This window comes from Dyella solisilvae (genome assembly GCF_003351225.1).
Lineage (GTDB): Bacteria > Pseudomonadota > Gammaproteobacteria > Xanthomonadales > Rhodanobacteraceae > Dyella > Dyella solisilvae.
Genome location: NZ_QQSY01000001.1, coordinates 1276824 through 1295155 on the forward strand (window position 1 = coordinate 1276824; position 18332 = coordinate 1295155).

Below are 18332 nucleotides of genomic sequence, written 5' to 3' on the forward strand. Positions count from 1 at the left end.
TCACCCTACCCTCTCCCCGGAGGGGCGAGGGATTGGACCGAGGCAAGGAGACAGACCATGCACTTCATGCAATCCCTGCAACAGGCATGGGCCCGCCACAACTCCCTCGTCTGCGTCGGACTCGATCCGGAGCCGGCCAAGTTTCCCGCGCACCTCAAGGGCCGCGCTGACGCGGTGTTCGAGTTCTGCCGCGACATCGTCGACGCCACCGCCGACGTGGTGTCCAGCTACAAGCCGCAGATCGCGCACTTCGCCGCGCTGCGTGCGGAAGACGCGCTGGAGCGCCTGATCGCGCACATCCACGCGAAGCACCCGGGCGTGCCGGTGATCCTCGACGCCAAGCGCGGCGACATCGGCAGCACCGCCCAGCACTACGTCACCGAAGCGTTCGAGCGCTTCGGCGCCGATGCGGTGACGCTCAACCCGTACCTGGGCCGCGACTCCATCCAGCCTTTTCTTGATCGCGCCGACAAGGGCGTGATCCTGCTGTGCCGCACTTCCAACCCGGGCGGCGCGGATTTCCAGGCGCTGGACTGCGGCGGCCTGCCGCTGTACCTGCGCGTGGCCGAGACCATCGCCCGCGACTGGAACGGCCACGGCAATTGCGCGCTGGTGACCGGCGCCACCTGGCCGGAGGAACTGGGCAAGGTGCGCGCCATCGTTGGCGACATGCCGCTACTGGTGCCGGGTATCGGCGCCCAGGGCGGCGACGTGGAGGCTGTGCTGAAGCATGGCCGCAGCGCGAACGGCACTGGGCTGATGATCTCCTCCTCGCGCGCCATCCTTTACGCCGGCAACGGCGAGGACTTCGCCCAGGCGGCGCGCGCCGCAGCGATCGAGCTGCGCGACACGATCAACCGCTACCGCTGATCCCCGACATCCACCCCGCCCGGACGCGGCGGGGTCGGACAGTCGATCAACTGGCATCCCCTGTCGCTCGTCAGCACGCAACGCGCTGGCTTCGATACCATGCGCGGCAGCCTCCCCGCACAGGCGACCTACGCCATGCTGCAGCGCCTCTTCAAGTTGAAAGAGCACGAAACGACCGTGCGCACGGAGGTCATCGCCGGGTTGACCACCTTCCTGACGATGTCCTACATCGTCTTCGTCAACCCGGACATCCTGAGCACCACGGGCATGGATCGCCATGCCGTATTCACCGCCACGTGTCTTGCCGCCGCGATCGGTTCGCTGATCATGGCGCTGGTGGCCAACTATCCGGTGGGGATGGCGCCGGGCATGGGCCTGAATGCCTTCTTTGCCTACACCGTGGTCACCGCCATGGGCTACACCTGGCAGCAGGCTCTAGGCGCCGTCTTCATTTCCGGGTGCGTGTTCGTGCTATTCAGCGCCACCGGCATACGACGCTGGCTGATCGCTGGCATACCTCACTCACTGCGTTGCTCGATCGCCGCCGGCATTGGACTCTTCCTCGCCATCATCGCCCTGGGCAACGCCGGCATCATCGCCGCCGACCCTGTCACCAAAGTCAGGCTGGGCGACCTGCATGAGCCGCAGGTATTGCTTGCCATTGGCGGCTTCTTCGTCATTGCCGTGCTCGATGCGCTCAAGGTGCGCGGCGCCATCCTCATCGGCATTCTGGTCGTGACCTTTGGCAGCTTCGCCACCGGTCACGCGCAGTTCGTCGGCGTGTTCTCCAGGCCACCCAGTCTTGCCCCCACCTTCCTCGCGCTGGATATACGTGGCGCGATACACCACGGCTTCTTTCAGGTGGTGCTCGTCTTCGTGCTGGTCGAGATGTTCGACGCCACCGGGACGCTGATGGGCATCACCCAACACGCTCATCTTTCACAGGGTTCGCACAAGCAGCGACTAGGCCGCGCATTGTTTGCCGACAGCATCGCCATCCTGGCCGGGTCGCTGCTCGGCACCAGCAGCACGACCGCATATGTCGAAAGCGCATCTGGCGTACAGGCGGGAGGGCGCACCGGGCTTACCGCGCTCGTCATCGCCCTGCTGTTTCTGGCTTCGCTGGTGCTGGCGCCGCTTGCCTCGGCCGTGCCCACCTATGCCACGGCGCCCGCGCTTCTCTATGTGGCGGGCCTGATGCTGCGCGAACTGGTCCACGTGCACTGGGACGACCACACCGAAGCCGTGCCTGCCGCACTGGCTGCGCTGGTGATGCCGTTCACCTATTCCATCGCCAACGGCCTGGCCTTCGGCTTCATCAGCCACGCCGTGCTGAAGCTCTTCACCGGACGCATGCGCGACGTCCATGCGGCCACCTGGGTGGTAGCACTGTTGTTTCTGGTGCGTTACGTGTTTTTCTCGTAGACGCGTCCGCAAGGAAGCGCCTGTTCGGACAGCGCTGCCGAAACAGCCGCCGAAGACAGCATTTGCCCGCGCAGCCAGCGCTCCGCAGGCACGGAGATGCTGCGCTCGACCACCCGACCCAGCAGCCAGCACAACGGCAACGCCGGCAGATACCAAAGGAAGCCGAGCGCTGCATCGCCCCCCGCCGCCTTATAGAGCCGCACTACCGCAAACACCACGAACATGTGGGTGAGATAGATCTCGTAGCTCAGTCGCCCCCACGAGCGCAGCCAACCGAAGCCGGGCAACGGACGGCTACCCCGACTCCACTGGCTGGCCAACACCAGGCACAACGCGGCGCCGGTCAACACCAGCATGTAGCCGTTGCGCAACAGCCCCCACACGCCGGCACCGTCGAACATGACCCAACACATGCCAACGGCGCCCAGGCAGGCCAGCAGCAGCGTCGTGCGACGCGCAACGACCGGCCAGCGTGCCGCAAGCAGCGCTCCAAGCACACCGGTGGCGATGGCCGCCATGCCGGGCAAATAGGCTTTCTCCTGCCAGATCTCGTTACCTTCCAGCGCAGACCGCGTGACTGGCAAGGACAAGGCAAGCACGATGAGCACCGGCGCGAGCACGGCGGCCCTGCGCGTCAGCAAGCACACGACCGGAAAGCCGAGGTAGAACACTTCCTCGATCGACAGCGACCACAGCACGTCCCAGTTGCCGGGCAGATAGCCGGTGATGCCCTCGTACCGGTTCAAGTAAAAGCCCAGCGCGGCGAACACGGCGCCCGGCAGCGATTGCCCTTCCCGCTTGATGACGTAATCCTGCACGCCGGACAGGTGCAGCACGCTCAACACACCCACCAACAGCAACAGGCAGGGTGCGATACGAGAGAAGCGCCGGGCATAGAACCCTCGCAGGTCGATGCCTGCCAGCGAACGATCACGCCGCAAAACGTTGCTGGTGATCAGGAAACCCGAGATCACGAAGAAGATGAACACGGCTTCGTAGCCGTTGTAGTTCAGCGCGCTCAGCAGCCCTTTGGGCAACACGTCGGCCAACGCCGTTTTCCGGAGCGGAATGCGCAAGCCGAGGTGATGCAGGACGACGAGCAGGATGGAAAGCCCGCGCAACAGGTCGATTCCCGTGTTGCGCCCGCTGGCGTTACCCGAGCCGTTTTCCATCGCCGCTCCCTGGCAAGGCATCGATCGTCAGTGCGATTCGGAGGCCGCCGCCGGCAGGTCCTGGATCATCTGCTGCGCCAGGCCTTCGTAGTTGTAGTCGAAGTGGTGGTCGCCGGTCTTCTGGTAGACCTTCACCCAGATTGGCAGCTTGGGGTCGGCGCAGATGGTGTCATCCTTGTCCTTGACGCCGTAGTAGCACACCACCGGCGGATGACCGTCGAGCGCGACCATCGGCGGCATCGCATCGTAGTGCCTGACCGGGTTGAGCCACTGGAAGAAGTCCTGCATCTGCGTCTTCCACCAGCCCTCCCGCGCCGCGATATAGCCTTCCATCTCGATTTCGAAGTTCACGTCCTTGCTGGGCGACAGCAGCACGATCTGTGCGACGCGCGCGCGCCCTTCTGGACTGAGCTTGCCCACGATGGTTGGCAGCACGTCGGCGCCGAACGAGAAACCGATCAGCCAGATGCGTTGCTTGCCGGTTTGCGCCACCGTGCGCGCGATCAGCGCGTCCAGGTCCGCCGCCGACTGGGCCGCGTCCTTCTCACGCCAGTAGTACTGCAACAGGCTCACGCCCATCACCGGAATGCCATGCGAGGCAATGATCTTGCCCAGCGACTGGTCGAGGTCACGCCAGCCGCCGTCGCCGGAATAGAAGATCGCCACCACGTCGTCGCGGCCAGCCAGCGGTGTGGCGCCCGGCGCGGCCGGCACCATCACGATCGACTCGTCCAGCGTGGCGCGATGCCACGGCTGCCAGGCCCACAGACCCACCGCGGCTGCGATCAGCAGCACCAGACCCATCCATTTCACGATTCGTTTCAACGGCGCACCATGCCCGAGAGGCCACCCGAAATGAGGCTCGCCACGTTGGCGAACACCAGCGGCAAGGCTATGCCATTGGGCACGGCCAGGTAGCGGGGTTCCCACACGGGGTCGAACTTGTCTTTGTACTTTTGCAGGCCGCGGAAGTTGTAAAAGCGCTCGCCACGGCCGAACAGCAGCGCGCCCAGGCGGCTCCACAGCGGCGCGTTGCGACGGCTCTGCAAACCGGAGAACGGCGCCATGCCGAGGTTGAACCAGCGGAAACCCTCCGCCTTGGCCCACTGCATCAGCTCCACGAACAGGTAATCCATGATGCCCGTAGGGCCATCAGGAAGGTGGCGCATGAGGTCCAGCGAGGCCTCTTCCTTGGTGTCGGTGAGAAACAGGTTGGCGAACGCCACCAGCTCCTCGCCCTGCCACACCAGCGCCATCGGCGTGCGCGCGAGGTAACGCGGGTCGAAGGTGCCGAGCGAGAAGCCCTTCTCGCGCACGCCCTTGTCGCGCATCCATGCATCGGAGATGCGCTTCAGGCGCGGCAGCAGCGCCGGCACCGCCTCGGATGGGACGATCTCCAGGCGCACGCCTTCACGGGTCAGTTTGTTGACGGTGTTGCGCAGCACCTTCTTGGACTTGCCGTCGAGGTTGAAGCCGGCCAGTTCCACGCGCGCTTCCTCACCGATCTTGAGCAGGTTCATGCCCACCTCGAGATAGAGGTCCAGGTCCTCGGGGCGCACCTGGTAGAACAGCGGCCAGCCGCCGGCGCGCTCGCACAGGTCCCGGAACGCCCACACCAGCTCGCGTCGGGAGACTTCGTCCTCACCCACCGGGTCACCCATCGCCACCCAGCTGCGGCCTTCCACGTCGTACATGATGAAGGCCTTGTCTTCGCTGTCGAACAGCAGCGTCTTGTCGGCCATCAGCGCAAGGTGCGCCTGTGCCGAACTGTACTGCTTGATCAGCGGCAAGGCCTTCTGCAGCTCGGGTTCGCCTGGCAACTGCAGGTGCGGCGGCGCCGGCCGGATCAGGTTGGCCAGCGCGAACAACAGGCCGGCCGCGGCCGCGCCGACCAGCGCGCGCAGCGCTCGCGGCGCGCCGCCATGGTAGAAGCTGAATTCCCACCACAGGTTGTTGCTGTATTCCACGTGCTTGTAGCTGAAGCCCACCAGCCAGCCCGCACAGACGAACACCGCGACGATGGCGATGATCCAGCCCCAGGAAAAGCTCGCGCTGAACAGCGACGCACGGCGATAGAACAGCTTGTGGGCCGGCGCCAGCGCCAGCGCCAGCAGCGACAGCAGGGTGGCTTCTTCGTAGTCGATGCCCTTGAGCAGCGACAGCACCGCGCCCAGCACCAGCAGCACCAGGGTCAGCACATAGGCCGCGTCCAGCCGGCGCTGCAGGCCGCGCGCCAGGATCAGCAACATCATGCCGACCACGCTGGACAGGAAGTGGGAAACTTCCAGCACGGCCAGCGGCAGCACATCGCGCAGGATCGCCATGCGCGAGGGCAGCGCCGAGGTGGCGCCGGAGAACAGCAGCACCGCGCCCGACACCATGGTCAGGCCAGCAAAGAACGGCGGCAGCAGGCCGGTGAACCACGGCGCCAGCAGCGCCTTCTGGCGCAAACCTCGCGCCTCGCGCCACAGCACCACCACGGTGGCGGCGAACAGCGGCAGGAAGTAGTAGATCAGGCGGTAGGCCGCCAGCGCGCCGAGGATCGGCGCCTCCAGACCCTGGTTGCCGGCCGCGCCGAAGCCCGCCAGCATCACCGCCTCGAACACGCCCAAGCCGCCAGGCACGTGGCTGATCAGGCCGGCGATCTGGGCCAGCACGAAGATCGCCAGGAAGTGGCCGAACCCGGTGTCGACCTGGTTGGGCATCAGCAGGTACAGCACGTAGGCGGCCAGGCCCCAGTCCACCGCGCCGACCAGTATCTGCCGGGTGGCGGTGAGTGTGGAAGGCAGGCTCATGCGCCAGCGCCAGATGCGCAGCGGACGCCGCAGCAACCGGTTGCCCACCAGCCACATCAGCGGAATCAGGGTGAGCACGCTGGCCACCGGCAGGCGCAGCGAGGCGAGCGGCAGCGTGGACGGCACCGGCACCAGCAGCAGGGTCACGCCGGTGAGCGCGGCCAGGCCGAGCCAGAAGCTCAACGTGCAATAGACCACCACCCGCGCCACTTCCGCGGTGGACAGGCCCGCCTGGATGTAGAAGCGGTACCGGATGGAGCCGGAAATCAGCAGCGCCATGCCCAGCGCGTTGCTGAACGCGTAGCTGATGAACGAGATCAAGCTGACCTGCGGCCCCGGCAGGCGCTTGCCGATATAGGCCAGGCCGAACCAGTCGTACAGGATCATCACGCCGTAGCTGCCCGCGGTGAGCAGCACGGCCAGCGCGAGGCGGTAGTTCTCCAGGCCGTGGACGTAGCGCGCCACCTCGCGGTAGCTGACCTCGCTGGCCAGGTGGCGCAGCGCCCACAGGGCCAGGCACAGCATGGCGACGGAAAGCAGGGGGCCGGCCAGCCGGCGCATCCGGGCCATCAGGCCTGGGCGAGCCAGCGTCTCTCCGGTTTGCGGGGCCTCTACCCCTGACTGCTCCACCACGCGATTACCGCCTCCACATCGAACAGCGCGCAGGACTCTAGCTGCGACCGCCTAGGATAGCCGCTCAGGGCATTCTCCTGTTCGATCGTGGCATGCGGGAATGACATTTGGTCGCGGCCGGCTCAGGCGCGGCCGCGACCGGGTCGATCACGGCTTGCCGGGCAGTTTGCGGGCCATGCCGGCCACCCAGCGATACATGACGAAGACGATCGCCGCGAAGGCGATGCCGCCGATCCACTGGGCGGCGCCGGCGAAGCTGTCGCCAACCAGCGCCAGCGGCGCGCCCTTGCCGGACAGGCCAACGATGAATGCGATCACCACTCCGATCACGCTCTCACCCACGATCAGGCCCGAGGCCAGCAGCACACCCAGCTGCTTGGTGCTCTCCGGCCTGGCCGAGCGGTCGGCGCGGCGGTCGTAGTACCAGCCGACGATCGAGCCCACCACCACCATCAGCGTGCTGACCGTGGGCAGGTAGATGCCCAGGCCCACCGCCAGCGGCGGCATGCTGAGGCGCCTGGTGGTACGGCGCAGCACTTCGTCGATGATGATGATCGCCACGCCGATCCAGATGCCGGTGATGATCAGGCTCCAGTCGATGTTGTTGGTGATCACGCCCTGCGCCAGCGCCGAGATCAGGCCAGCCTGCGGCGCCGGCAGCGCATGCGCGCCCGCGCCCGCCACGCCCACGAAGCCGTAAGCCTTGTTCAGCAGGTCCAGCACCGGCGGGATCACCGCGGCGCCGGCCACCACGCCGATCACCAGCGCCACCTGCTGGCGCCACGGCGTCGCGTCCACCAGCTGACCGGTCTTGAGATCCTGCAGGTTGTTGTTGGCGATGGCCGCCACGGTGAACACCACCGAGGTGATGAACAACGCGAACGCCACCAGCGCCTTGCCTTCTTCGGGACCGACATGCGGCTTCACGAACGCCACCAGCAGCAGCGCCGCGGCGATCACCACCAGGATGCCCACGCCGGACAGCGGGCTGTTGGACGAACCGATCAGGCCGGCCATGTAGCCGCACACGGTCGACACGAAGAAGCCCATCAGCACCACGAAAGCCACACCGCCAATGGCCAGCACCGCCACGTGGTCGCCCAGTCCGCTGATCGAACCGAAATAGCCGAGCAGCCAGGCGATCGGGACGAAGCAGGCCAGGGTGACGAGGCCAACGATGCCGATCGGGATATCGCGCTCGGTGCGCGGCAGGGTGTCGGCCTTGCCGGCCTTGCGCACGCGCGAGGCGGCCATGGCGCTGGCCAGGCCGCTGATCACGGGCTTGACCAGTTTGGCCAGGGTCCAGATCGCCGAGACGCCGATGGCGCCGGCGCCGACGAAGCGCACCTTGTGGCTCCAGGTGCCCTGCGCGAGATCAGCGACCGAGGCGCTCATGTCACCCAGCAGCGAGTAGTGCGGCACGCCCCAGCCCCAGCCGATCAGCGCGCCGATCAGCATCGCCACGCCCACCGACAGGCCGACCAGGTGGCCAATGGCGAACAGCGCAAAGGACAGGTTGAAGTCGAAGCCGCTGACCGAGCCCTTGTTGCCCACGCGGAAGTACTGCACGACATCGCTGGCAAAGACCTGGGTGGCCACCACCACGGCGAACACGGCCGAGACGATGCTGCCCCACAGCACGGCCAGCAAGCCTGCGCGGCCCTCTTCCACACTGCTCGCATCGGCTTCGTCACCGCTGCCAACCTTGAGCACCTCGGCGCAGGCCAGGCCTTCCGGATACGGCAGGTCGGAGGTGGTCACCAGCGCACGGCGCAGGGGGATGGAGTACATCACGCCCAGGATGCCGCCCAGCGCGCACACCGCGAACGAGGTCCAGAACGGGAAGTCGGCCCACCAGCCGATCATGATCATGCCGGGCAGCACGAAGATGATCGACGACAGCGTGCCCGCCGCCGAAGCGATGGTCTGCACGACGTTGTTTTCCTGGATGGTCGAGTCCTTGAACCCGCGCAGCAGGGCCATCGAGATCACCGCCGCCGGGATCGAGGTGGCGAAGGTGAGGCCGGCCTTGAGACCGAAGAAGACGTTGGCCGCGGTGAACACCACCGTGATCACCACGCCCAGGATCAGACCGCGGAAGGTCAGCTCTTTGCGCACCTCGGCGCCGGGATGGTTGCCGCTCACGAGTTGATACCCGTCATGTTGGTGGTCCCCTGGTGGTCCATGGATACGACGGCCCCTCCCGCGGGTGGGCCAGCGCGTAGGGTTGCCGCATTTGGGGGGATACGCAATGGTTTTTGCGCTCGCCTGGGGACGAATCAGCGGTTGGTTTGGCTCTTCCGGCCCTGCGGTGACGCGACGTGGCGAAGTGGCAAACCCGGACCGGGCGAGGGGCCGCATTCGCGCCTTCCCTGTGGCGGCAGGCCGCCGCGGCGCAGGCATCGCTCCGATGAGGACTACCATCCTGGCCACCCAAGGTGTAGAAACGGCAAACCTCTTTTCGCAAGTCCGGTTCAGCCCGCATGAGCGATGCCACGTACTTGATCCGTCTGGCCGAAGACGACGATGACTTCATCCTCGGCCTGGTGCCCCGCTTCGTGGATTTCAGCCTGCCGCCCTGGCGGCGACGGCACGAGTGCATCGAAGGCATACGCAACGACCTGCGGCGCCATCTCGACGAGCAGCCGGCCAACAGTTACCTGTTCGTGGCCGAGGACGACGACGGTGAGCCGGTCGGCTTCATCCACCTGCAGAAGACGCAGGACTATTTCACCGGGCGCAACAATTGCCACATCTCCGACCTCGCCGTGGCCGAGCCGCAAGAGGGCCGGGGCGTGGGTCGCGCCCTGCTCGAGCACGCCGAGGCCTGGGCGCGCGAACACCGCTGCCAGCTGGTGACGCTGGCGGTGTTCCCCGGCAACGAGCGAGCGCGGGCGATTTACGAGAACGCGGGCTACGCCGCCGACCTGCTGCGGCTGGCCAAGCCCGTTCGCTAAAACCCGGCTTGCCGGGGAGAGACGCCTGGCCGTGGCGCACACGGCCACTGCATGTCCGGAGGCGATCATGAACGAGCCGCTGCATGCCGTACGCTTCCCCGGCGAAAGCCCCGCCTATCGCACTGCGCGCGACCGTCTGCTTCGGGCCGAAATCGAACTGCGCCGCCAGGTCGAGGCCACCGCCGCGCTGCGCCGGGCGCTTCCGCTCGGTGGCGAGGCGCCGGTGGATTACCACTTCGACGACGAAGGCGATACGCCGTTCGATACCGACATCGAACGCCAGCTGCGCCTGTCGGACCTGTTCGAGGAAGGCAAGGACACCCTGGCCATCTACAGCTTCATGTACGGCCCTGCGATGGCGCAGCCCTGCCCGTCGTGCTCGTCCATCCTGGATGCGCTCGACGGCGAGATGCCGCACCTGCGCCAGCGCATCAACGTCGCGGTGGTGGCCAAATCGCCGATCCAGCGAATTCGGCATTTCGCCCGCGAGCGCGGCTGGCGCCAGTTGCACCTGCTGTCGTCCGCGCACAACACCTACAACGCCGACTATCACGGAGAGAGCGCCGACGGCCGCCAGATTCCAGCGCTGAATGTGTTCGTGCGACGCAACGGCCAGATCCACCACACCTGGTGCAGCGAGCTGATGTTCGTCGCCACCGAAGCGGGCCAGGATCCGCGCCATGTCGACGCCATCTGGCCGCTGTGGAACCTGCTGGACTGCACGCCGGGCGGGCGCGGCGCGGACTGGCGCCCGAGCCTGCGCTACGACGCGGGCCACGCCTCGTCATAGGGCGTCGGCAAGCCCATCTGGCGAAACATCGAGGAGGCGTCGCGCACACCCCAGCGGCGCTCGATGTGTCCTTCCTTGACCACGAACCACTCGATCGCGATCAACTCATAGTCCCGTCCGGTGACCGGACCGCCGCGGAAGGCAGCCACCGAGCGGCCGCGCTCGGTGTAGCGGACGGCTACCGCATCACCTTCGGACACCACCCCATCCACTTCCAGACTCACCTGGAAGCAGCGCATCAGGTCGCCCCAGATCGGGCGCGCGGCCTCGAGTCCGCCCCAGCCCAAGACGCCGTGGATGAGTGCATCGCCGGCGAACAGGGCGCACACCCCGTCGAGGTCGCCTCGATTGAAGGCGTCCACGTAGGCCATTACCACGCGCTTGTTCTGCTCGGACACGCCACTGCCCCCGTTGCACGGACGCCCTGACGCCCGCCCCAGCAGGGACGGGAGGGATACGCCGGGCATTCGCGGCGGCAAGCATATCGCCCGCCCGTGCGTGGAAGACGTGAGGACAGCGCCAGGGGGCGCGGTCCGCGCGACGCCTTGCGCGTCGCGTGAATGGCGTCGCGGCATCGCTCGATGCCGCGACGCCGGCGCCTCAGTTCTTGAGTGCGGCAGCGGCCTCTTCGGCCTGCTCGCGCTGGCTCAGGCGCTGGGCCACGCGTTCGATGTTCGGCAGCGACAGCAGGTGCGCATAGATCCAGCCGTACACGCCCTCGCGGGCGAATTCGTACGCGGTTTCCTTGTCCAGCTGGCGCAGCTTTTCCTCGTTGACCACGAACAGGCCATTGAGGGCGATCGACTGGCCGTCCTGCTTGGACATGCGGATATTGCGCGGCTCAAGCAGGTTGTGCTTGCGCAGCTGGTCCATGAACCACTGGGTGCGGCCCACGTGCTGCTGGAATTCGCCTAGGAACTTCACCGCGTTCACCAGCATCTCGGTGTCGGTGCCGTCTTCCTTGAACAGGCGGTCGCCTTCCACGGTGCCGAAGCCTTCGTAGGCCTCGTCCAGGAAAACGGTGAAGTCATCGCCTTCGGCGCCTGCCGGCTTCTCGGCCAGCACGAACGGATAGCGGCGGATGAAGGCCGGGATGTAGGTGTTCGGTTCCCAGCGGCCATCGGCGTCGATGAACAGATTCTCGTTCTGGCGCATGCCAAGCAGCGCCATCGGGCCGGCGTCTTCCACCGAGTTGCCACCGAACAGCACCGGCAGGTCGCGCGCCGCAGCCGCGAATTCGACGCCAGTGAGGGGCACCGAGTGCACCGTGCCGGCGAACTTCAGGTTCGGCATGGGCTTGATGCGCAGGTCTTTGTGTTCGGTGCGGTTGAGCGGTACAGGACGCTCGTAGAAAAGAACTTCAGCCACGTTACTACCTCTCCCCTGCCGTGCCGGGGTCGCCACCCAGGCTCCCCCTCCCAAACCCGGCCCCGGGTCTACAGATGAATGGACACTATATCAGCGCCCGGCGAGCCCCGCGAAGCCCCCCGCTCACGTCCGGTTCTCCCAACGGGGACAACCATTTGCGTGTGTTCTGTCATGGATATGGTCTATGCTCGGCGGCACACGAGCATCGTTGCATCGCCCGAACGTTCATTCCCCTGGGTTGAAGGACGGTTTTGCATGCTGATGGAAGTTCCCGGCCGCGTCGTCGATCTTCATTCGACCCGCGTGCTTTCGCTGGACGCCGCTGGCCGCATTCTCGATTGGATCAGCTGGCAGGAGGCGGTTTGCCTTTACGTCCGCGATGCCGTCGCCTGGACCCTCGGCGACCCTTGCCTCACCGTGCACGGCGGCCACAACCGGATCAGCGGCGAGCAGAGCAAGCTGTCGCTGCACCCCATCATCGCCAGCACCGGCCACTGCCGCGACCACGCGATCGACCCGGCGCCCGCGCTCACCAACACGGCCCTGTTCGCCCGCGACCGTTTCCTGTGCCTGTACTGCGGCGAACGCTTCAGCCGCGGCGAGCTCACCCGCGACCATGTGCTGCCGATATCCAAGCGCGGCAAGGACACCTGGGAGAACGTGGTCAGCGCCTGCCTGGCCTGCAACTTGAGGAAGGCCAACCGCACGCCGCAGCAGGCCAACATGCCGCTGCTGGCGGTGCCCTACCGGCCGAGCTGGGTCGAGCACCTGATCCTGTCCAACCGCAACATCCTGGCCGACCAGATGGAATTCCTGGTCAACCACCTGCCCCGCGATCGCCGCGAACACATGGCGTCCTGAGCGCCTGTCCTCCCCCGTGAGATGGCCGTCTGACGCCATCCACGGCGTGCGCGAGTGACTGCAAGTCTCCGTTCGTCCGCAAGTTTTCACAGAACCGCCCTTGCTCAGCCTCCCGGCAGGTTCAACAATACGCAGATGAACGATCTGTCCCGCTTCCCCCATCTGGCGACCATTGATACGCCGGCCGACCTGCGCCGCATCTCCGACGAGGAGCTGCCTGCCGTCGCCGACGAGCTGCGCCAGTACCTGATCGAGGCCGTGGCCAGCTCCGGCGGCCATTTCGGCGCGGGCCTGGGCGTGGTGGAACTGACCGTGGCGCTGCACCATGTGTTCGACACGCCCACGGACCGCCTCGTCTGGGACGTCGGCCACCAGTGCTACCCGCACAAGATTCTCACCGGCCGCCGCGATCGCATCACCACGATCAAGAAAAAGGACGGCCTGGCCCCGTTCCCTCGCCGCGAGGAGAGCGAATACGACACCTTCGGCGTCGGTCATTCCTCCACCTCGATCTCGGCCGCCCTGGGCATGGCCATCGCCGCCCAGCGCAAGGGCGATCCGCGCAAGTTCGTGGCGGTGATCGGCGACGGCGCGATGACCGCCGGCATGGCGTTCGAGGCGCTCAATCACGGCGGCGACGTGGAGCCGAACATGCTGGTCGTGTTCAACGACAACGGCATGTCGATCAGCGAAAACGTGGGCGCGCTGACCAAGATGGCCGGACGCGCCATGTCCAGCCGCACGCTCAACCAGTGGCGCGAACGGGCCAAGCGCGCGATCCCGAAGCAGTCGCTGTTCGGCCGCTTCTTCAAGCGCTGGGAAGAGCACGCCAAGGGCATGTTCGTTCCGAGCACGCTGTTCGAGGAACTGGGCTTCCACTACACCGGCCCGATCGACGGCCACAACTTGCCGCAGCTGCTGCATGCGCTGCGCACGGTGAAGGACCTGCCCGGCCCGCAGTTGCTGCACGTGATCACCACCAAGGGCAAGGGCTACGCGCCCGCCGAACAGGCGCAGATCGAATACCACGCGGTCGGCCCGTTCGACCCGCAGGCGGGTCTGGTCAAGAAGTCCGGCCCGTCCAAGCCGACCTACACCGACATCTTCGGCGACTGGTTGTGCGACCAGGCGGCCGAGGACGAGCGCTTGCTGGGCATCACGCCCGCCATGCGCGAAGGCTCGGGCCTGGTGCGCTTCTCCAGGGAATTTCCGGAACGCTATTTCGACGTGGCGATCGCAGAGCAGCACGCGGTGACGCTGGCCGCCGGCATGGCCTGCGAAGGCGCCAAGCCGGTGGTGGCGATCTACTCCACCTTCCTGCAGCGCGCCTATGACCAGGCCATCCACGACGTGGCGTTGCAGAACCTGGACGTCACCTTCGCGATCGATCGCGCGGGCGTGGTCGGCCCTGACGGCGCCACGCATTCGGGCAGCTTCGACCTCTCGTTCCTGCGCTGCCTGCCCAACATGGTGATCATGGCGCCGGCCGACGAGAACGAGTGCCGCATGATGCTCACCACCGGTTTCCAGCATCACGGCCCGGCCGCCATCCGCTACCCGCGTGGCACCGGCCCCGGCGTGCCACTGAGCAAGGAACTGGAGGCGCTGCCGATCGGCAAGGCCGAACTGCGCCGCCGCGGACGCGGCCTGGCGCTGCTCAGCTTCGGCGCCATGCTGGCGCCGGCGACCACGATTGCCGGGGAACTGGACGCCACGCTGGTCAACATGCGCTTCGTGAAGCCGCTGGACGAGGCGATGATCCTCGAGCTGGCCAAGACCCACGACGCCTTCGTGACACTGGAAGACAACGCCATCGCCGGCGGCGCCGGCAGCGGCGTGGCCGAATGCCTGGCCTCACACGGCATCGTCAAGCCGATCCTGCACCTGGGCCTGCCCGACGCGTACCTCGAGCACGGCAGCCGCGAGGAAGTCCTGACCATGGCCGGCCTGGACCTGCCCGGGATTCGCCGCGCCATCCGTGCGCGCTTCCCTCACGTCGGCAACCTGAGCCAGGTCAGCGCCTGATCGCGCTCCGCCGGGGCCGCGCACGCCGCCCCGGCAGCGTCAACGGAATGGCATGTTGAACGACACGCCAATGGTGCGTGGCGTGGACTGCTGCACCAGCATCGGTCCACCCAGCGTGGCCAGGAAATTGATCGCCTGCGCATTGAGCGTGCCCATCGCGACGCGACGGTTCAGCGCGTTGCGCACATACAGATCCACGGTGATGCCGTGGTCCAGCGCGACACCGCCGTTGAGGTCGAGCAGGCCGAATCCCGGCAGGCGGAAGTCCGGGTCGCTGTCATTGCCTTCAAAGCCGGCATGGCGCACGGTGGATGCGCGCTCGGTCGCCGCGACGTAGGCGCCGTAGCCGCCCAACTGGAACTGATAGCGCGTGCTCAGCGTGCCGGTGATCTTGGCCGAGTACGGCAGCGGCGCGCCCTCGCGGATGCCTATCTCGGGATTGCTCTGCAGGGTCCGCGCATCAGTGTAGGCGCCGGCCAGGTGGAAGTTCCACGGCCCGGTGTCATAGCCAAGCTGCGCCTCCACGCCACCCACGCGCGCATCACCAGCGTTCTCGATGACCTGGTTGCCCAGCGCGAAGGTGATCAGCTGCATGTTGTGCCACTCGATGTCGTAGGCGCTCACGCCAACATTCAAATGGCCGTCCAGATGACTGCCCTTGTAGCCGATCTCGTAGCTCTGCAGCTTGTCCGAGCCGAAGGTGTCGGTGGCGCCAGCCGGCACCGGTCCGACCACGCTGCTCAGCAGCGGCGCCTGCAGGCCGCCGGGACGGTAGCCCGTCGATACGCGCGCATAAAAGCTGTTGGTGGTATTCGGCTTCCACGTGCCGGTGATCATGCCGGTGGTGTCCGAACTGCTCGTGCTGATGCTGAAGCCACCCGGCCGCCCCGCCGCCGCGCCCTCTTCCTGGCTGGCCAGCCGCTGGCTGTCGCCACTGATGCGGGCGCCCGCGGCAAGATCCCACTCGGGCGTGATGTGCCAGGTGATATCGCCGTACCCGGCGTACTCCTCGAAGCGAGAACTGGTGTGCTGCTGGATGAGGTAGGTGCGTCCGGGCACGTTGAGGTTGTCACCGACCAGTGCGTAATCCTCCCACGCATCCTCCCGGTTCAGCCACAAGCCGCCGAGCCAGTCGAAGGTTTCGCCCTTGGGCGAGGTGAGGCGGATCTCCTGCGTGGACTTGTGCACGTTGATCACGGAATCCACGTAGAGGTTTTGCAGCGTCTGGTCGACGCCGAAGGATGAGCCCAGCTCGTTCAGCAGGTTCAGGAATCCATCCGGATAGTCCTGCACGCTGTAATTGGTGAAGACCTGGTAGGCGCTGATCCAGTCCAGCGTGGACCAGCCGAAGTCGTACGCGGCGCGGAAGGAATACAGCTGAAGTTCCTGCGTGAACGGCTCGCGATGGTTGAGGCTACGGTTGTACGGCCCACCGGAGATCGGCTGGCCTTGCAGGTTGTAGTCGGCCATGGAAAGACCGTCGGCGGCGATCCTCTGCGCGAGGGCGCTGAGGTTGAAGCTGAGCTTGTCGGTGGGGTCGACCTGGATCTGCGCACGCACGCCCTGGGTGTGCGTGCGATCGATGCCGTCAGCAGTCACCTTGCCCACGGCGTTGTACACACCTGCCGTGTGGTCGTCGATGACGCTCAGGCGAAGCGCCGCCACGTCCTTCACCAGCGGCACATTGAGCGTGCCGCGCACGGAGTAATTGAAACCGCCATGCTCGGTGCTGGATAGATCGGTACCCACGTTGCCTGACACGCCACTGGCGTCCGGCTGCCGCGTGACGTACTTGAGCAGGCCGCCCATCGAGCCGGCGCCGTACAAGGTGCCCTGCGGTCCATACAGGAACTCGATATGGTCGAGATCCAGCAGCACCGGGTCGATCAGGAAGGTGGCGGCGGCGGCATACACGGTGCTGCCCCCCACCGGAACGTCGTCGATGTAGACCGAGACGGTCGGGCTGGTCTGGTTGCCGGTGGACACGCCGCGCATCACCAGCATGCCCTGTCCGGTGCCGCCCTGGCTGGCGAGGAACACGCCGGGCTGGTACGACACGTAGTCGTTCATGGTCTTGGCGCCGATCTGCTGCAACTGCTCGGCCGGCACCACGTCGACATGCATGGGGACTTCGCGCGAGGGCTCGCGACGGCGATTCGCCGAGACCACCACCTCGCCCAGGGTCACCACCCGCTTGGGCGGCTGGGTCGCTTTGGCGGCCGCTTTGGACGGTGACGATGGAGGCGTCTGCGGCGCCGGGTTGTCGGCAACCTGTTGCGCAAACAGCGACCACGGCCACAAGGCGAGCAGCACGCCCGCCAGGCGATGGCGACATGCACGGCGGACAGGACGGCTGGATCCACGCACACGAACAGGCATGAAGCCTCTCCCCTCACGGGTGGCACGTATACCCGGTGGAGCGCCCTGCCGCCGGGCATCGACTTCTCACGAGTGACTGCAGTGTACGCCTACCACAGGCCCAACCCGCAAGAACGGCGCTTGGCCGTCAGTCGGAAGCCCGACGCGACGGCCAGCGACTTTCAAGCACCCGACGATGCACCGCCACTCACGCGGTCGCGCTGCTCCAGGTCCTGCGCGGTGAAGACCTCGCGATAGCCGGCCGCCGCCAGGATGGCGCGAACCGCGTCGCCCTGGTTCCAGCCGTGCTCCATCATCAGCCAGCCACCAAGCGCCAGTCGCCCTCGCGCATCCGCGACGATGCGGCGAATGTCGTCGAGCCCGTCGGGGCCTGAGGACAACGCACTGGCAGGTTCATGGCGAAGGTCACCCTCTCCCAAGTGCGGATCGCCGGCCTCGATGTAAGGCGGGTTGGAAACGATCAGGTCAAAGCATCGGCCATCCAACGGCGCCAACCAGTCGCCATGGACGAACTCGACATTCGCGATGCCCAGGCGCTCGGCATTGCGCGCGGCGACCATCAGCGCGTCCGCGCTGGCATCAGTGGCCACCACCTGCGCCCGCGGGCACTCACGCGCGATCGCCAACGCGATGGCGCCGCTGCCCGTGCCGAGATCGGCCACGCGGCCGTTGGGCGGCATGCGCTGCAACGCCAGCTCGACCAGCAGCTCCGTCTCGGGACGCGGAATCAGCGTGGCCGGCGTCACTTCCAGCTCGAGCGACCAGAATCCACGGCGCCCGGTGATATAGGCCACCGGCTCGCCTGCTCGGCGTCGTTGCACGAGCGCTTCGAACGCCTCCGCCAGCGTGGGCTCCAGCGCATCGGTGGCATGGGCGATCAGCCAGCTGCGCGGCTTGCCCAGCGCATGCGCCAGCAGCACCTCCGCCTCCAGCCGGTCGCCGAGACTGGTGGCGGCCGCCACCAATGCCTGTCGCACCTCAGCCACGCGTACGCGCCTTGAGCCTTGGGCAGCGAGCGGTGTGGCGCGATCGAGGTGACATGGCAGCGTCCAGCAAT

General features: G+C 66.6%; 14 protein-coding genes. 6 read left to right on the forward strand and 8 right to left on the reverse strand.

Annotation, left to right across the window (positions count from 1 at the left end; genetic code table 11):
- The first annotated feature begins 57 nt into the window (after positions 1–57).
- Both pyrF and DVT68_RS05635 read left to right on the forward strand, forming a co-directional pair.
- Positions 58–870, forward strand: coding sequence for an orotidine-5'-phosphate decarboxylase (pyrF, locus tag DVT68_RS05630; RefSeq protein WP_114824012.1), 813 nt, complete (start codon positions 58–60; stop codon positions 868–870).
- 99 nt (positions 871–969) lie between these two features.
- Complete coding sequence (locus tag DVT68_RS05635) at positions 970–2295, forward strand: NCS2 family permease (protein WP_425477433.1); 1326 nt, start codon at positions 970–972, stop codon at positions 2293–2295.
- Here the strand turns inward: DVT68_RS05635 and DVT68_RS05640 are convergent.
- The 4 genes from DVT68_RS05640 to DVT68_RS05655 form a co-directional block, all read right to left on the reverse strand.
- Entirely contained in the window at positions 2277–3467 is a 1191-nt protein-coding gene (locus DVT68_RS05640) for an acyltransferase family protein (RefSeq protein ID WP_233523354.1), read from the reverse strand. The two genes, DVT68_RS05635 and DVT68_RS05640, sit on opposite strands and share 19 nt — an antisense overlap.
- Positions 3468–3494: 27 nt before the next feature.
- Positions 3495–4271 (reverse strand): AcvB/VirJ family lysyl-phosphatidylglycerol hydrolase, encoded by a 777-nt coding sequence (locus DVT68_RS05645; protein WP_233523388.1) that lies wholly within the window; start codon positions 4269–4271, stop codon positions 3495–3497.
- Between the two features lie 17 nt (positions 4272–4288).
- Positions 4289–6832, reverse strand: coding sequence for a bifunctional lysylphosphatidylglycerol flippase/synthetase MprF (mprF, locus tag DVT68_RS05650; protein ID WP_114824015.1), 2544 nt, complete (start codon positions 6830–6832; stop codon positions 4289–4291).
- Between the two features lie 210 nt (positions 6833–7042).
- Complete coding sequence (locus DVT68_RS05655) at positions 7043–9040, reverse strand: OPT family oligopeptide transporter (RefSeq protein ID WP_114824016.1); 1998 nt, start codon at positions 9038–9040, stop codon at positions 7043–7045.
- A 338-nt stretch (positions 9041–9378) separates the two neighbouring features.
- On the opposite strand from DVT68_RS05655, the gene DVT68_RS05660 reads away from it, so the two are divergent.
- Together DVT68_RS05660 and DVT68_RS05665 are read left to right on the forward strand one after the other, a co-directional pair.
- On the forward strand, positions 9379–9852 hold the full coding sequence (locus tag DVT68_RS05660) for a GNAT family N-acetyltransferase (RefSeq protein WP_114824017.1): 474 nt from the start codon (positions 9379–9381) through the stop codon (positions 9850–9852).
- 67 nt (positions 9853–9919) lie between these two features.
- On the forward strand, positions 9920–10642 hold the full coding sequence (locus DVT68_RS05665) for a DUF899 family protein (protein WP_114824018.1): 723 nt from the start codon (positions 9920–9922) through the stop codon (positions 10640–10642).
- Here DVT68_RS05665 and DVT68_RS05670 read toward each other — a convergent pair.
- Complete coding sequence (locus DVT68_RS05670) at positions 10615–11040, reverse strand: ester cyclase (protein ID WP_199535959.1); 426 nt, start codon at positions 11038–11040, stop codon at positions 10615–10617. The genes DVT68_RS05665 and DVT68_RS05670 overlap by 28 nt on opposite strands.
- Positions 11041–11242: 202 nt before the next feature.
- The gene (locus DVT68_RS05675) at positions 11243–12010 is read right to left on the reverse strand and encodes a SapC family protein (protein WP_114824020.1); all 768 of its coding nucleotides are present in this window, start codon (positions 12008–12010) and stop codon (positions 11243–11245) included.
- Between the two features lie 255 nt (positions 12011–12265).
- Between DVT68_RS05675 and DVT68_RS05680 the strand changes: the two genes are divergently transcribed.
- Both DVT68_RS05680 and dxs read left to right on the forward strand, forming a co-directional pair.
- The gene (locus DVT68_RS05680; RefSeq protein ID WP_114824021.1) at positions 12266–12871 is read left to right on the forward strand and encodes an HNH endonuclease; all 606 of its coding nucleotides are present in this window, start codon (positions 12266–12268) and stop codon (positions 12869–12871) included.
- A gap of 135 nt (positions 12872–13006) precedes the next feature.
- Entirely contained in the window at positions 13007–14896 is a 1890-nt protein-coding gene (dxs, locus tag DVT68_RS05685; RefSeq protein ID WP_114824022.1) for a 1-deoxy-D-xylulose-5-phosphate synthase, read from the forward strand.
- Between the two features lie 39 nt (positions 14897–14935).
- Here the strand turns inward: dxs and DVT68_RS05690 are convergent, their stop codons facing one another.
- Positions 14936–17275, reverse strand: a complete 2340-nt coding sequence (locus DVT68_RS05690) for a TonB-dependent receptor (protein WP_114824023.1) — start codon at positions 17273–17275, stop codon at positions 14936–14938.
- A gap of 161 nt (positions 17276–17436) precedes the next feature.
- Complete coding sequence (gene prmC, locus DVT68_RS05695; RefSeq protein WP_114824024.1) at positions 17437–18261, reverse strand: peptide chain release factor N(5)-glutamine methyltransferase; 825 nt, start codon at positions 18259–18261, stop codon at positions 17437–17439.
- Between the last annotated feature and the right edge of the window lie 71 nt (positions 18262–18332).

Bases quoted from the DNA above. Each gene is read 5' to 3' on its own strand.
- pyrF (WP_114824012.1), top strand. From the start codon at position 58: ATGCACTTCATGCAATCCCTGCAACAGGCATGGGCCCGCCACAACTCC.
- DVT68_RS05635 (WP_425477433.1), top strand. From the start codon at position 970: ATGCGCGGCAGCCTCCCCGCACAGGCGACCTACGCCATGCTGCAGCGC.
- DVT68_RS05640 (WP_233523354.1), bottom strand. From the start codon at position 3,467: ATGGAAAACGGCTCGGGTAACGCCAGCGGGCGCAACACGGGAATCGAC.
- DVT68_RS05645 (WP_233523388.1), bottom strand. From the start codon at position 4,271: ATGGGTCTGGTGCTGCTGATCGCAGCCGCGGTGGGTCTGTGGGCCTGG.
- mprF (WP_114824015.1), bottom strand. From the start codon at position 6,832: ATGGCCCGGATGCGCCGGCTGGCCGGCCCCCTGCTTTCCGTCGCCATG.
- DVT68_RS05660 (WP_114824017.1), top strand. From the start codon at position 9,379: ATGAGCGATGCCACGTACTTGATCCGTCTGGCCGAAGACGACGATGAC.
- DVT68_RS05665 (WP_114824018.1), top strand. From the start codon at position 9,920: ATGAACGAGCCGCTGCATGCCGTACGCTTCCCCGGCGAAAGCCCCGCC.
- DVT68_RS05680 (WP_114824021.1), top strand. From the start codon at position 12,266: ATGCTGATGGAAGTTCCCGGCCGCGTCGTCGATCTTCATTCGACCCGC.
- dxs (WP_114824022.1), top strand. From the start codon at position 13,007: ATGAACGATCTGTCCCGCTTCCCCCATCTGGCGACCATTGATACGCCG.
- DVT68_RS05690 (WP_114824023.1), bottom strand. From the start codon at position 17,275: ATGCCTGTTCGTGTGCGTGGATCCAGCCGTCCTGTCCGCCGTGCATGT.